This is a genomic window from Micromonospora haikouensis, assembly GCF_000876225.1.
GTDB classification, from domain to species: Bacteria; Actinomycetota; Actinomycetes; order Mycobacteriales; family Micromonosporaceae; genus Micromonospora; species Micromonospora haikouensis.
This window is the reverse complement of record NZ_JXSX01000003.1, coordinates 672,780-685,759: the sequence shown is the minus strand read 5'-3', so window position 1 is coordinate 685,759 and position 12,980 is coordinate 672,780. Positions and strand designations below refer to the sequence as shown.

Annotated in this window: 11 protein-coding genes; 6 read left to right on the top strand and 5 right to left on the bottom strand. The window is 73.2% G+C overall.

Annotation, left to right across the window (positions count from 1 at the left end; translation table 11 throughout):
* Window positions 1-250 precede the first annotated feature (250 nt).
* The 6 genes from tkt (at window position 251) to pgl (ending at window position 8,930) form a co-directional block, all read left to right on the top strand.
* The gene (tkt, locus tag TK50_RS24650; protein ID WP_043967522.1) at window positions 251-2,389 is read left to right on the top strand and encodes a transketolase; all 2,139 of its coding nucleotides are present in this window, start codon (window positions 251-253) and stop codon (window positions 2,387-2,389) included.
* Window positions 2,390-2,406: 17 nt separating this feature from the next.
* Complete coding sequence (tal, locus tag TK50_RS24645; RefSeq protein WP_043967520.1) at window positions 2,407-3,585, top strand: transaldolase; 1,179 nt, start codon at window positions 2,407-2,409, stop codon at window positions 3,583-3,585.
* 121 nt (window positions 3,586-3,706) lie between these two features.
* Window positions 3,707-5,350: a glucose-6-phosphate isomerase gene (locus TK50_RS24640; protein WP_043969335.1), complete on the top strand. Its 1,644-nt coding sequence runs from the start codon at window positions 3,707-3,709 to the stop codon at window positions 5,348-5,350.
* A 124-nt stretch (window positions 5,351-5,474) separates the two neighbouring features.
* Window positions 5,475-6,989 carry a glucose-6-phosphate dehydrogenase gene (gene zwf / locus TK50_RS24635; RefSeq protein ID WP_043967518.1) on the top strand — a complete coding sequence of 505 codons (1,515 nt, stop codon included), beginning with the start codon at window positions 5,475-5,477 and terminating at the stop codon, window positions 6,987-6,989.
* A gap of 31 nt (window positions 6,990-7,020) precedes the next feature.
* On the top strand, window positions 7,021-8,037 hold the full coding sequence (locus tag TK50_RS24630) for a glucose-6-phosphate dehydrogenase assembly protein OpcA (RefSeq protein ID WP_043967516.1): 1,017 nt from the start codon (window positions 7,021-7,023) through the stop codon (window positions 8,035-8,037).
* 122 nt (window positions 8,038-8,159) lie between these two features.
* Window positions 8,160-8,930, top strand: coding sequence for a 6-phosphogluconolactonase (pgl, locus tag TK50_RS24625; RefSeq protein WP_043967514.1), 771 nt, complete (start codon window positions 8,160-8,162; stop codon window positions 8,928-8,930).
* Between the two features lie 96 nt (window positions 8,931-9,026).
* Here pgl and TK50_RS24620 read toward each other — a convergent pair whose 3' ends face one another.
* The 5 genes from TK50_RS24620 to gap form a co-directional block, all read right to left on the bottom strand.
* Window positions 9,027-9,371 carry an RNA polymerase-binding protein RbpA gene (locus TK50_RS24620; RefSeq protein ID WP_043967513.1) on the bottom strand — a complete coding sequence of 115 codons (345 nt, stop codon included), beginning with the start codon at window positions 9,369-9,371 and terminating at the stop codon, window positions 9,027-9,029.
* A gap of 133 nt (window positions 9,372-9,504) precedes the next feature.
* A complete protein-coding gene (secG, locus tag TK50_RS24615) occupies window positions 9,505-9,771 on the bottom strand; it encodes a preprotein translocase subunit SecG (RefSeq protein WP_043967510.1) in 267 nt (88 codons plus the stop codon).
* A gap of 95 nt (window positions 9,772-9,866) precedes the next feature.
* Window positions 9,867-10,658, bottom strand: coding sequence for a triose-phosphate isomerase (gene tpiA / locus TK50_RS24610; RefSeq protein WP_043967508.1), 792 nt, complete (start codon window positions 10,656-10,658; stop codon window positions 9,867-9,869).
* Window positions 10,658-11,857 (bottom strand): phosphoglycerate kinase, encoded by a 1,200-nt coding sequence (locus tag TK50_RS24605; protein ID WP_043967507.1) that lies wholly within the window; start codon window positions 11,855-11,857, stop codon window positions 10,658-10,660. Before TK50_RS24605 ends, tpiA begins: the two co-directional genes overlap by 1 nt.
* Complete coding sequence (gene gap / locus TK50_RS24600) at window positions 11,854-12,858, bottom strand: type I glyceraldehyde-3-phosphate dehydrogenase (RefSeq protein WP_043967506.1); 1,005 nt, start codon at window positions 12,856-12,858, stop codon at window positions 11,854-11,856. Before gap ends, TK50_RS24605 begins: the two co-directional genes overlap by 4 nt.
* Window positions 12,859-12,980: the final 122 nt, after the last annotated feature.

Sequence of the window (12,980 nt, the reverse complement as noted above, 5' to 3'; positions counted from 1 at the left end):
GGCGTCGGCAGGGGGAGTCGGGTCGGTCGGACCCGTCGGGGCCCACACACCGTCCCCACACACTACGCGTCGTCGTTTTCGCTGCCCGCGCGACCCGACCACGGTGCGGACCGTCACACCCCCGGTTGAACGGCGGAAACGCCCAACCGCGTAAAGAAGAGCATGCACAGATCCCGGGGCGGGGGTTTACCCCCGCTCGATAGGGTCATCCGAGAGGGTTCCGCCCAACTGCCGAGGAGCACAACACATCGTGGCTGCCAACCGACCCGAGCAACCCGCACTCAACTGGTCCGACCTCGACCGCCGGGCCGTGGACCTCGTCCGCGTGCTGGCCATGGACGCCGTGGAGAAGTCCGGCAACGGTCACCCGGGCACCGCGATGAGCCTCGCGCCCGCGGCGTACCTCCTCTTCAACCGGGTGATGCGGCACAACCCGGCCGACCCGAACTGGCCCGGCCGGGACCGGTTCGTGCTCTCCGCCGGCCACTCCAGCCTCACCCTCTACATCCAGCTCTTCCTCGCCGGCTACCCGCTGGCCCTGGACGACCTCAAGTCGCTGCGGCAGTGGGGCTCGCTCACCCCGGGCCACCCCGAGCACGGGCACACCCCGGGCGTGGAGACCACCACCGGCCCGCTCGGCCAGGGCCTGGGCAACGCGGTCGGCATGGCCATGGCCGCCCGCCGCGAGCGCGGCCTGTTCGACCCGGAGACCGAGCCGGGCGCGTCGGTCTTCGACCACGACGTGTGGTGCATCGCCTCCGACGGCGACATCGAGGAGGGCATCACCCACGAGGCCAGCGCCCTCGCGGGGCACCAGCAGCTCGGCAACCTCTGCGTGATCTACGACGACAACGAGATCTCGATCGAGGACGACACCCGCATCGCCAAGAGCGAGGACGTCGCGGCCCGCTACGAGGCGTACGGCTGGCACGTGCAGACCGTCGACTGGCGGGCCGGCGACGCCGACCAGGGCGACTACCACGAGGACGTCGAGGCGCTGCACCGGGCGCTGCTGGCGGCGAAGGCCGAGACCGGCCGGCCCTCCTTCATCGCGCTGCGCACCATCATCGGCTGGCCCGCGCCGAACAAGAAGAACACCGGCAAGATCCACGGCTCGGCGCTCGGCGCGAGCGAGGTGGCCGCCACCAAGGAGCTGCTCGGCTTCGACCCGGCGCAGAGCTTCCAGGTCGACGAGGACGTCCTCGGGCAGGCCCGCCGGGTCCTGGAGCGCGGCGCGGCGGCGCAGCAGGAGTGGGAGCGGGCGTACGAGGGCTGGGCCAAGGCCAACCCGGAGCGCAAGGCGCTGTGGGACCGGATGTCGCAGCGGGCGCTGCCGGAGGGCTGGACCGAGGCGCTGCCGACGTTCCCGGCCGACGCCAAGGGCGTGGCCACCCGGGCCGCGTCCGGCAAGGTGCTGGAGGCCCTCGCCCCGGTGCTGCCGGAGCTGTGGGGCGGCTCGGCCGACCTGGCCGAGAGCAACAACACCACCATGAAGGGCGAGCCGTCGTTCGTCCCGGCGGTGCACGCCACCAAGGACTTCCCGGGCCACGAGTACGGCCGCACGCTGCACTTCGGCATCCGTGAGCACGCGATGGGCGCGATCCTCAACGGCATCGCCCTGCACGGCGGGACCCGCCCGTACGGCGGCACGTTCCTGGTGTTCAGCGACTACATGCGCCCGTCGGTGCGGCTCGCCGCGCTGATGAAGCTGCCGGTGGTCTACGTCTGGACGCACGACTCGATCGGCCTCGGCGAGGACGGCCCGACCCACCAGCCGGTCGAGCACCTGACCGCGCTGCGCGCCATCCCCGGCCTGGACGTGGTCCGCCCGGCCGACGCCAACGAGACCGCGTGGGCGTGGCGGCAGGCCCTGGAGCACACCGACCGGCCGACCGCGCTGGCGCTGAGCCGGCAGGCCCTGCCGACGCTGGACCGGTCGACCCTGGCCGGCGCCGAGGGCGTCGCCAAGGGCGGCTACGTGCTGGCCGAGGCGTCCAACGGCAAGCCGCAGGTGATCATCATCGGCACCGGCTCGGAGGTGCAGCTCTGCCTCACCGCCCGGGAGCGGCTGGAGGCCGACGGCACCCCCACCCGGGTGGTGTCGATGCCGTGCCAGGAGTGGTTCTACGAGCAGGACGAGGCGTACCGCGAGTCGGTCCTGCCGCGCGGGGTAAAGGCCCGGGTGAGCGTGGAGGCGGGCATCGCGATGTCCTGGCGCGGCATCGTCGGCGACTCCGGCGAGAGCGTCAGCATCGAGCACTACGGCGCGAGCGCCCCGCACACCGTGCTCTTCGAGCAGTTCGGCTTCACCCCCGACCGGATCGTGGCCGCCGCGCACGCGGCGCTCACCCGGGTGGGCGACATCACCGGTTTCACGACCGGCAACTGAAGGGGAGCGAGGACGACATGACGGACAGGCTCAGCGAACTCACCGCCGCCGGGGTGGCGGTCTGGCTCGACGACCTCTCCCGCGTGCGGCTGAGCTCCGGCGGGCTGGACCAGCTCCGCCGGGAGCAGCACGTGGCCGGGGTCACCACCAACCCGACGATCTTCGCGAAGGCGCTCGCCGACGCCGACACCTACGACGGGCAGCTGCGCGACCTCGCCACCCGTGGGGTGGAGGTGGAGGAGGCGGTGCGCATGCTCACCACGTACGACGTGCGGTGGGCGTGCGACGTGATGCGCCCGTCGTACGACGGCAGCCAGGGCGTCGACGGCCGGGTCTCCATCGAGGTGGACCCGCGGCTGGCGCACGAGACGGAGAAGACGGTCGCCGAGGCCAAGGCCCTGTGGTGGCTGGTCGACCGGCCCAACCTCTTCATCAAGATCCCGGCCACCGAGGCGGGCCTGCCGGCGATCACCGCGACCCTGGCCGAGGGGATCAGCGTCAACGTCACGCTGATCTTCGGCCTGGACCGCTACTCGCAGGTGATGGAGGCGTTCCTCGCCGGCCTGGAGCAGGCGAAGGCCAACGGCCACGACCTGTCGAAGATCGGCTCGGTGGCGTCGTTCTTCGTCTCCCGCGTCGACAGCGAGGTCGACAAGCGGCTGGAGAAGCTCGGCTCCGACGAGGCCAAGGCGCTGCGCGGCAAGGCCGCCGTGGCCAACGCCCAGCTCGCCTACGAGCGCTACAGCGAGGTGTTCTCCTCCGACCGGTGGCGGGCCCTCGCCGACGCCGGGGCGCACCCGCAGCGCCCGCTGTGGGCGTCCACCTCGACGAAGAACCCGGACTACCGGGACGTCATCTACGTCGAGGAGCTGATCGCCCCCGGCACGGTCAACACGATGCCGGAGTCGGTGATCCACGCGTACGCCGACCACGGCGAGACGCGCGGGGACACCGTCACCGGGGCGTACGACGCCGCCCGCCAGGTCTTCACCGACCTGGAGTCGGTCGGCGTCGACATGTCCGACGTGATCGCCGTCCTGGAGCGCGAGGGCGTGGAGAAGTTCGAGGCGAGCTGGCAGGAGCTGCTCGACGGCGTGCGCAAGTCGCTCGTCGCGGCGGGCCAGGGCACCGGGCGGCCCGGCCAGGCCGCCCAGGGCAACGCGGACAAGGCACAGAAGGTGGGGGGCAACGCGTGACCGACGGTCGTGGCGACGCCCCGGGGCACCACCCCGGGGCGTCCCGCGCCGTCGACCCGCCCCCTCCGGGTCGCCCCGGCGGCCCTCCCCCAGCGTGCCCGTGGTGGGCCGGGGTGGCGACGTGAGCGACGCGCTGACCGGCCCGGCGGACGCGTCCGCCGGGCTGGTCGTGCACGGCGCGGACCCGGTCGACCGGTCCGCGCCCGCGTCCGTCCGGCAGGCCCTCGTCGCCGGGGGCGTGCCGGCGCGGCTGGCGGCGCAGGACCCCACGCTGTGGGGGCCGGCGGCCGAGGCGACGGCGCGGACCCGGCTCGGCTGGCTGGACACCCACCGGCGCAGCGTCGAGCTGCTGCCCCAGCTCGCCGAGCTGACCGCCGAGCTGGGCGACCTCGACCACGTGGTGGTCGCCGGGATGGGCGGCTCCTCGCTGGCCGCCGAGGTGGTCACCCGGGCCCTGGGCCGGCCGCTGACCGTGCTCGACACCACCGACGCGGGCCAGGTCCGCCGGGCGCTGACCGACCGCCTCGACCGCACGGTGGTGGTGCTGGCCGGCAAGTCCGGCCGCACCGTGGAGACCGACAGCCACTGGCGGGTCTACCGGCAGGCGTTCCTGGATTCCGGGCTGACCGCGGCGGAGGCCGGCCGGCACTTCGTGGTGGTCACCGACCCGGGTTCCCCGCTGGAGGCGGTGGCCGCCGAGCTGGGCGCGGTCACCGTGCCCGCGGACCCGCGGGTGGGCGGCCGGTACGCGGCGCTGACCGCGTTCGGGCTGGTGCCGGCGGCGCTGGCCGGCGTGGCCGTCGACGAGCTGCTGGAGCAGGCCGGGGCGCTCGCCGGGGCGCTGGGCCGCGACGCCGACAACCCCGGGCTGGCGCTCGGCGCCGCCCTCGGCGCGGCGGCCACCGCAGGGCGGGACAAGGTGGCCCTCGTGCCCGACGGCACGGGGCTCGACGGGCTCGGCGACTGGATCGAGCAGCTCCTCGCCGAGTCGACCGGCAAGGCGGGGCTCGGCCTCCTGCCGGTGGTGCTGGAGTCCCCCACCGCCCCCGGCGGCGCGGGGCCCGACGTGCTCACCGTCAGCTACGGCGGGTCGCTGACCCCCGGCGCGGTGCCCGGCGGGGGCCGCGCGCCCGACGTGGCGGTCAACGGCCCGCTGGGCGCCCAGTTCCTGACCTGGGAGTACGCCACGGCGATCGCCGGGGTGACGCTCGGGGTGAACCCGTTCGACCAGCCGGACGCCGCCGAGAGCGCGGAGCAGGTCGAGCGGTTCCTCGCCTCGGCCGCGCCGGCCCGGCCGCCGTCGTCGACCGAGGGCGCGATCGAGGTGTACGCCCCGGCGGGCGGCCCGGCCGACCTGGCCGGCGCGCTGCGCCAGCTCGTCGACGGGATCGATGCCGGCGGATACCTGGCGGTCCTGGCGTACCTGGACCGGATCGGCGACGCCGACGTCGCCGGGCTGCGACCGTTGCTCGCCGGGCTGACCGCCCGGCCGGTGACGTTCGGTTGGGGGCCGCGCTACCTGCACGCCACCGGCCAGTACCACAAGGGTGGTCCACAGGTAGGGAGTTTCCTTCAGTTGACCGGTACGGTCGGGGATGATCTGCCGGTGCCCGGAAAACCGTACTCCCTCGGGAGGCTCCAGGAAGCCCAGGCCGCCGGCGATCGGCGGGCCCTGGCCCGCCGGGGCCGCCCGGTGCTGCGGCTGCACCTGACCGACCGGTCGGCAGGGGTGGCCCAGCTGCTCGACGCGGCCCGGCAACTGTGAGCGTGACGATGGACGATGTGGAATCAGCGGAGCTAGGAGGCACCGTGCGTGCGAGGAGTGGGCCGGTCTTGCGAGCCCCGCAGTCGCGGACCGAGGTGACCCTGGTGGGTCCGGAGGTGGTCCGGTGAACCCGCTGCGCGACCCACAGGACCGGCGGCTGCCGCGGATCCCGGAGCCCTGCGCTCTGGTGATCTTCGGCGTGACCGGTGACCTGGCGCGGAAGAAGCTGCTGCCGGCGGTCTACGACCTGGCGAACCGAGGGCTGCTGCCGCCCGGCTTCGTGGTGCTGGGCTTCGCCCGGCGCGACTGGTGCGACGGCGACTTCGAGTCGCTGGCCCACGACGCGGCGAAGGAACACGCCCGGACACCGTGGCGGGAGGAGGTCTGGGGCCGGCTGGCCGGCAACATCAAGTTCGTCGGCGGCTCGTTCGACGACGACGCCGCCTTCGACAAGCTCGCCCAGACCCTGAACGACCTGCGCGACAGCCACGGCATCCACGGCAACGCGGCGTTCTACTTCTCGATCCCCCCGGCGGCGTTCCCCGTGGTGCTCAAGCAGCTCGCCCGCACCGGGATGGCCGACAACGAGAAGTGCGGCGGCTGGCGTCGGGTGGTGGTGGAGAAGCCGTTCGGGCACGACCTGCCGTCGGCCAAGGAGCTCAACGACCTCGTCGACGACGTCTTCACCCGGCAGGACGTCTTCCGGATCGACCACTACCTGGGCAAGGAGACGGTCCAGAACATCCTGGCCCTGCGGTTCGCCAACAGCCTGTTCGAGCCGCTGTGGAACTCCAAGTACGTCGACTCGGTGCAGATCACGATGGCCGAGGACGTCGGCATCGGCAGCCGGGCCGGCTTCTACGACTCGGTCGGCACGGCCCGCGACGTGCTCCAGAACCACCTGCTCCAGCTTCTCGCGCTGGTGGCGATGGAGGAACCGACCAGCTTCGACGCCGACGAGATCCGCGCCGAGAAGCTGAAGGTGCTCAAGGCGATCACCCTGCCGAAGGACGTCTCGCGGGGCACCGTGCGCGGCCAGTACCTGCCCGGCTGGGTGGGCGGCCAGCGGGCCGTCGGCTACCTCGACGAGGACGGCGTGCCGGCCGACTCGACCACCGAGACGTACGTGGCCGTGGAGCTGGGCATCCAGAACCGGCGCTGGGCCGGGGTGCCGTTCTACATCCGGGCCGGCAAGCGGCTGCCCCGGCGGGTCACCGAGGTCGCCATCATGTTCAAGAAGGCCCCGCACCTGCCGTTCAACCCGGCCGACATGGAGTCCCTCGGCCCCAACCAGCTCGTCATCCGGGTGCAGCCCGACGAGGGCGTGGTGCTCAAGTTCGGCTCCAAGGTGCCCGGCACCACGATGGAGGTCCGCGACATCGCGATGGACTTCCAGTACGGCGAGGCGTTCACCGAGTCCAGCCCCGAGGCGTACGAGCGGCTGGTGCTGGACGTGCTGATCGGCGACCGTACCCTCTTCCCGGACGCCGCCGAGGTCGAGCAGAGCTGGGCGGTGGTGGACCCGCTGGAGCACGCCTGGGAGGGCACGAAGCCGGAGCCGTACCGGTCCGGTGAGTGGGGTCCGCGCGCCGCCGACGAGATGCTGGCCCGCGAGGGCCGGGCTTGGCGCAGAGCGTGAGCGAGCACAGCGAGCAGACCAGGAGGCTCCATTGATCGGGCTGTGGGACACCACCGGCAACGAGGTGGTCAAGGCGCTCGCCGCCGAGCGGCGCAGCGCGGGCGGGGTGGCCAGCGGCATGGCGCTCACCCTGATCGTGGTGGTCGACGAGAAGCGGGTCCGCGAGGCGGAGGCGGCGGCGACCATCGCCGCCGCCGCCCACCCGTGCCGGCTGCTCGTGGTGGTCCGCTCCGACGTCGAGCGGGACCGCAACCGCCTCGACGCGGAGATCGTCGTCGGTGGGCGGCTCGGCCCGTGCGAGGCCGTGGTCACCCGGATGTACGGCCGGCTGGCGCTGCACGCCGAGTCGGTGGTGATGCCGCTGCTGGTGCCGGACGTGCCCGTGGTGACGTGGTGGCACGGCGAGCCGCCGGCCGAGATCGCGACGGACTTCCTCGGCGTGGTCGCCGACCGGCGGATCACCGACTCGGCGCAGGCCGACGACCCGATCGCGGCGCTGCGCCAGCGGGCCCGCGACTACGCGCCGGGCGACACGGACCTGGCGTGGACCCGGATCACCCCGTGGCGCACCCTGGTCGCGGGGGCGTTCGACACCACCGAGGCGCGGGTGACCCAGGCCCGGGTGGTGGCCCCGCCGACCGACCCGACGGCGGCGCTGATGTGCGGCTGGCTGAACAGCCGGCTCGGCATCGCCCCGCGCTGGGAGCCCGCGCCGGAGGCACCCAGGATGCGCGAGGTGCAGCTCAGTTGCGCCAACGGCGACGAGCTGACCCTCAGCCGGGACGACAGCGTGGCGACCTTCCGGCGCACCGGGCAGGACGACCGGCAGCTGCCGCTGACCCGCCGGCCGCTCGGCGACGAGCTGGCCGAGGAGCTGCGCCGGCTGGACGCCGACCAGGTCTACGCCGAGGCGCTGGGGGCGATGGCCGGCCTCCGGGGGCTGCAGCAGCGACCCGCCCAGCGGGTGCACGTCTGGAAGGACCCGGCGACGGCGAAGCGGGCCGAGGCGGGCGTCACCGCCCACGCCGGCACGAGCACCAACGAGTGACGGGGTGGCCCGGGTCGACCACGGCGGTCGGCCCGGGCCACGCCGCCGCTGACGCGACGGAGGGCCGTGCGGCCCGAGGGCACGACGGACCGCGAGGGCGGTCGGGAGGCGAAGGCACATAGATGAGTGAGGCGAGTGTCGCCGTGCACGCCGATGCCGACCTGCTGGCGCAGGCGGTGGCGGCCCGGCTGGTGGTGAGGCTGCTCGACGCGCAGGCGGAACGGGGCCAGGCGTCGATGGTGCTGACCGGCGGGCGGATCGCCGCGGCCGTCTACCGCGCGGTGGCCGCGCTGCCGGCCCGGGACGCGGTCGACTGGTCCCGCGTCGACGTCTGGTGGGGCGACGAGCGGTTCCTGCCCGCCGGCGACCCGGAGCGCAACGAGACGCAGGCCCGCGCGGCGCTGCTGGACACGCTGCCGCTGGACCCGGCCCGGGTGCACCCGATGCCCGCCTCGGACGGCCCGACCGGCGACGACCCGGAGGCCGGGGCCGCCGCCTATGCCGACGAGCTGGCCCGCGCGGCCCGCCCGGGGCACGCCGCGCTCCCCCACTTCGACGTGCTGATGCTCGGGGTGGGCGAGGACGGGCACGTCGCCTCGGTCTTCCCCGAGCACCCGGTGCACCACGACACGCGGCCGGTGAGCGCCGTGCGGGGCAGCCCCAAGCCGCCGCCGGTGCGCACCACGCTGACCCTGCCGACGATCAACACGGCCGAGGAGGTCTGGCTGGTCGCCAGCGGCGCGGACAAGGCCCGCGCGGTGGGCATGGCGCTGGCCGGGGCCGGCCCGGTGCAGCTCCCGGCGGCCGGGGTGCAGGGCGTCAGCCGCACCCTGTGGCTGCTGGACCGGGCGGCGGCGGCCGAGGTGCCGCCGCGCCTGCGCAGCCTCCGCTGAGGCGGTGCGGAAGGGCCCCCTGCTGACGCTTTCCGCATGGCAGGGGGCCTTCTCAACGCTCCCGGCCCGGCAACCGGCCGGGCCGCGGGACCCCGCTCAGGCACCGCCCCTGCGGCGGCGCAGGGCGGCCAGGGCCTCCGCCAGCAGCGCCTCCCCCTGCTCGGGGGTGCGCCGCTCCTTCACGTACGCCAGGTGGGTCTTGTAGGGCTCGGGGCGGGCGCGGCCCGGCGGGTCCGCCGGATCCTGACCGGCGGGGAGCCCGCAGCGCGGGCAGTCCCACAGCGTCGGCGGCGCCGCATCGGCCGCGATGGGCACGTCGACCCGGTGGTCGTTGCGGCACCAGTAGCTGACCGGCCGGCGCGGGGCGGGCACGTGCCGCTCGCCGAAACGCTCCGGCCCTGACCCGACCCGGGTGCCCCGGATGACGTTGCCACTCGTCACGCTGCTCGCTCCTGTCGTCGGAGGGGACCGCCGCGCGGGCGGGCGGCGGCGACGCGGTGCAGCACACAAACAACTGCGCGCGGTCCGTCGGTGACGGACCGCGCGCAGATTGTACGACTCGGCGGGCTCGCTCTCAGGCCCCGCTGCCGCTGCCGACCTGGAGGCGCAACCAGAGCCCCAGCCCGACGATGCAGGCGAACCAGACGATGCCCACCAGGACCGTGTAGCGGTCGAGGTTCTTCTCGGCCACGGAGGAGCCGGCAAGGCTGGAGCTGACCCCGCCGCCGAACATGCTCGACATACCGCCGCCCTTGCCGCGGTGCAGCAGGATCAGCATGGTGAGCATGATGCTCGTGATCGTCAGCAACACGATCAACGTGTATGCGAACCAGATCGGCATGGCTGGGGTCAGTCCTCTCGTAGCGATCCTCGCCCGGACAGGTCGGGCACTGCGGCACCGGCCGGTGGACGGGCGGAGTCAAGGATAGCGAGCCTTCAGCGGCTGATGTGCTCCGGGAACCGGCAGATCTTCGCGAATTCCTCGGCGTCGAGGCTCGCGCCGCCGACCAGGGCCCCGTCCACGTCCGGCTGGGCCATGATCGAGGCCACGTTCGAGGACTTCACCGAGCCGCCGTAGAGGATGCGCACCTGGTCGGCGGTCGCCTGGTCGTAGGTCTCGACGAGGCGCTTGCGCACCTCACCGCACACCTCCTGGGCGTCCTCCGGGGTGGCGGTCTTGCCCGTCCCGATCGCCCAGACCGGCTCGTACGCCACGACGACCTTGGTGACCTGCTCCGGGGTGAGCCCCCGCAGCGCCCCGTCGAGCTGGTCGCAGCAGTGCGGCACGTGCCGCAGCTGCTCGCGCACCTCCAGGCCCTCCCCGATGCACAGGATCGGGGTGAGCCCGTGGGACAGCGCGGCGGTCACCTTGTCGTTGACCAGCGCGTCGTCCTCGTGGTGGTACTGCCGCCGCTCGGAGTGGCCGACCACCACGTACGTGCAGCCGAGCTTCGCCAGCATCGCCCCGGAGATGTCCCCGGTGTACGCCCCCGACGGGTACGGCGACAGGTCCTGCCCGCCGTAGCCGATGAGCAGCTTGTCGCCCTCGATCGCGGTCTGCACGGTGCGCAGGTCGGTGAAGGGCGGCAGCACGACGCACTCGACGTCGGTGAGCTGCTGCGCAGTGAGGCTCGCGGCCAGCTTCTGCACCAGCAGGTTGGCCTCGAGGTGGTTGAGGTTCATCTTCCAGTTGCCGGCCATCAGCGGCCGGCGGGTGATCGCCGCCATCAGTCCTCCAGCGCCGCGATGCCGGGGAGGGTCTTGCCCTCCAGGTATTCCAGCGACGCGCCGCCGCCGGTGGAGATGTGCCCGAACGACGACTCGTCCAGCCCCAGCGCGCGGACCGCCGCCGCGCTGTCGCCGCCGCCGACCACGCTGAACGCGTCGGCCTTGGTGATCGCCTCGGCCACGCCCTGGGTGCCGTTCGCGAACGCCGCCATCTCGAACACGCCCATCGGGCCGTTCCAGAAGATCGTCTTCGCGTCGGCGAGGGCGGCGGCGAAGCCGGCCACCGTCTCCGGGCCGATGTCCAGCCCGAGCCGGTGACTCGGGATGGCGTCCGCGCGGACCGTGTCGTGCGCCGCGTCGGGGGCGAAGGCGTCCGCCGCCACCACGTCGACCGGGAGCAGGATCTTGCCCCCGGCGCGCTCCAGGAGGTTGCGGCAGGTCTCGACCATCTCCTCCTCCAGCAGCGACGTGCCCACCTCGTGGCCCTGGGCCTTGAGGAACGTGAAGCACATCCCGCCGCCGATGAGCAGCCGGTCGACCTTCGGCAGCAGCGCCTCGATCACCGCGAGCTTGTCGGAGACCTTCGAGCCGCCGAGCACCACCACGTACGGGCGCTCCGGCTCGCCGGTCAGCTTGGCCAGCACCTCCACCTCGCGCAGCACCAGGCGGCCCGCGACGTGCGGCAGCCGGGCCGGCACGTCGAAGACGCTGGCGTGCTTGCGGTGCACCGCGCCGAACGCGTCGTCGACGTACGCCTCGCCGAGCGCGGCGAGCTGGTCGGCGAACGCGCCGCGCTCCGCCTCGTCCTTGCTGGTCTCGCCCTTGTTGAAGCGCAGGTTCTCCAGCAGGGCGACCTCGCCGTCGGCGAGCGCGTCGACCGTGGACCGGGCGGACTCGCCGACGGTGTCCTCGGCGAACCGCACCTGCGCGCCGAGCAGCTCGCCGAGGCGGGCCGCGACCGGACGCAGGCTGAACTGCGGGTCGGGCGCGCCCTTCGGGCGGCCCAGGTGCGAGAAGACCACGACCTTCGCGCCCGCCCCGGTCAGGGCGGTCAACGTCGGCAGCACCGCGCGGATGCGGCCGTCGTCGGTGATCGCGCCGGTCTGCTTGTCGAGCGGGACGTTCAGGTCGGCGCGCACGAGCACGCGCCGACCCGACACCCCCTCGGCGAGCAGGTCGTCGAGGTTGCGGATGGTCACAGCGACTGACCCACCAGCTTGACCAGGTCCACCAGGCGGTTCGAGTAGCCCCACTCGTTGTCGTACCAGCCGACGACCTTGACCTGGTTGCCGATGACCTTGGTCAGCGGCGCGTCGAAGATGCACGACGCCGGGTCGGTGACGATGTCGGCGGAGACGATCGGGTCCTCGTTGTAGACCAGGACGCCCTTGAGCGGGCCCTCGGCGGCGGCCTTCAGCGCGGCGTTGACCTCGTCGACCGAGGTCTCCCGGCCCACCTCGACGGTGAGGTCGGTGGCCGAGCCGGTGGGGATCGGCACCCGCAGCGCGTACCCGTCGAGCTTGCCCTTCAGCTCCGGCAGCACCAGGCCGATGGCCTTCGCGGCGCCCGTCGAGGTCGGGACGATGTTCAGCGCGGCGGCCCGGGCGCGGCGCAGGTCCTTGTGCGGCGCGTCCTGGAGGTTCTGGTCCTGGGTGTACGCGTGGATGGTGGTCATCAGACCCTTGGTGATGCCGAACGTGTCGTGCAGCACCTTCGCCATCGGCGCCAGGCAGTTGGTGGTGCAGGAGGCGTTCGAGATGATCGTGTGCTTGGCCGGGTCGTACTGGTCGTGGTTGACGCCCATGACGACCGTGACGTCCTCGTTCTTCGCCGGGGCGGAGATGATGACCTTCTTGGCCCCGCCGTCGACGTGCGCCTTCGCCTTGGTGCCGTCGGTGAAGAAGCCGGTCGACTCGATGACCACGTCGGCCCCGACCTCGCCCCACGCCAGCTTGGCCGGGTCGCGCTCGGCGAACGCCTTGATGGTCTTGCCGCCGACGGTGATCTCGTCGGCCGTCGCCTTGACCTCGTGCGGGAGGCGACCCAGGATGCTGTCGTACTTGAGCAGGTGGGCGAGCGTCGCGTTGTCGGTCAGGTCGTTGACGGCCACGACCTCGATGTCCGCGCCGGACGCCAGCACGGCCCGGAAGAAGTTACGGCCGATGCGGCCGAAGCCGTTGATGCCAACCCGGATGGTCACAGGTCCCATCTCCTCGCGTTCTTATCCGCCGGCGTGGAATCGGACCGGCGAAGTGGTGTGCGCCGACCGTTGGAGTCGGCCGTTGACAGTTCGTGTCGGCCACCCCGCCGCGGCCCGAGAGA

Bases quoted from the DNA above. Each gene is read 5' to 3' on its own strand.
- tal (WP_043967520.1), top strand. From the start codon at position 2,407: ATGACGGACAGGCTCAGCGAACTCACCGCCGCCGGGGTGGCGGTCTGG.
- pgl (WP_043967514.1), top strand. From the start codon at position 8,160: ATGAGTGAGGCGAGTGTCGCCGTGCACGCCGATGCCGACCTGCTGGCG.
- secG (WP_043967510.1), bottom strand. From the start codon at position 9,771: ATGCCGATCTGGTTCGCATACACGTTGATCGTGTTGCTGACGATCACG.
- tpiA (WP_043967508.1), bottom strand. From the start codon at position 10,658: ATGGCGGCGATCACCCGCCGGCCGCTGATGGCCGGCAACTGGAAGATG.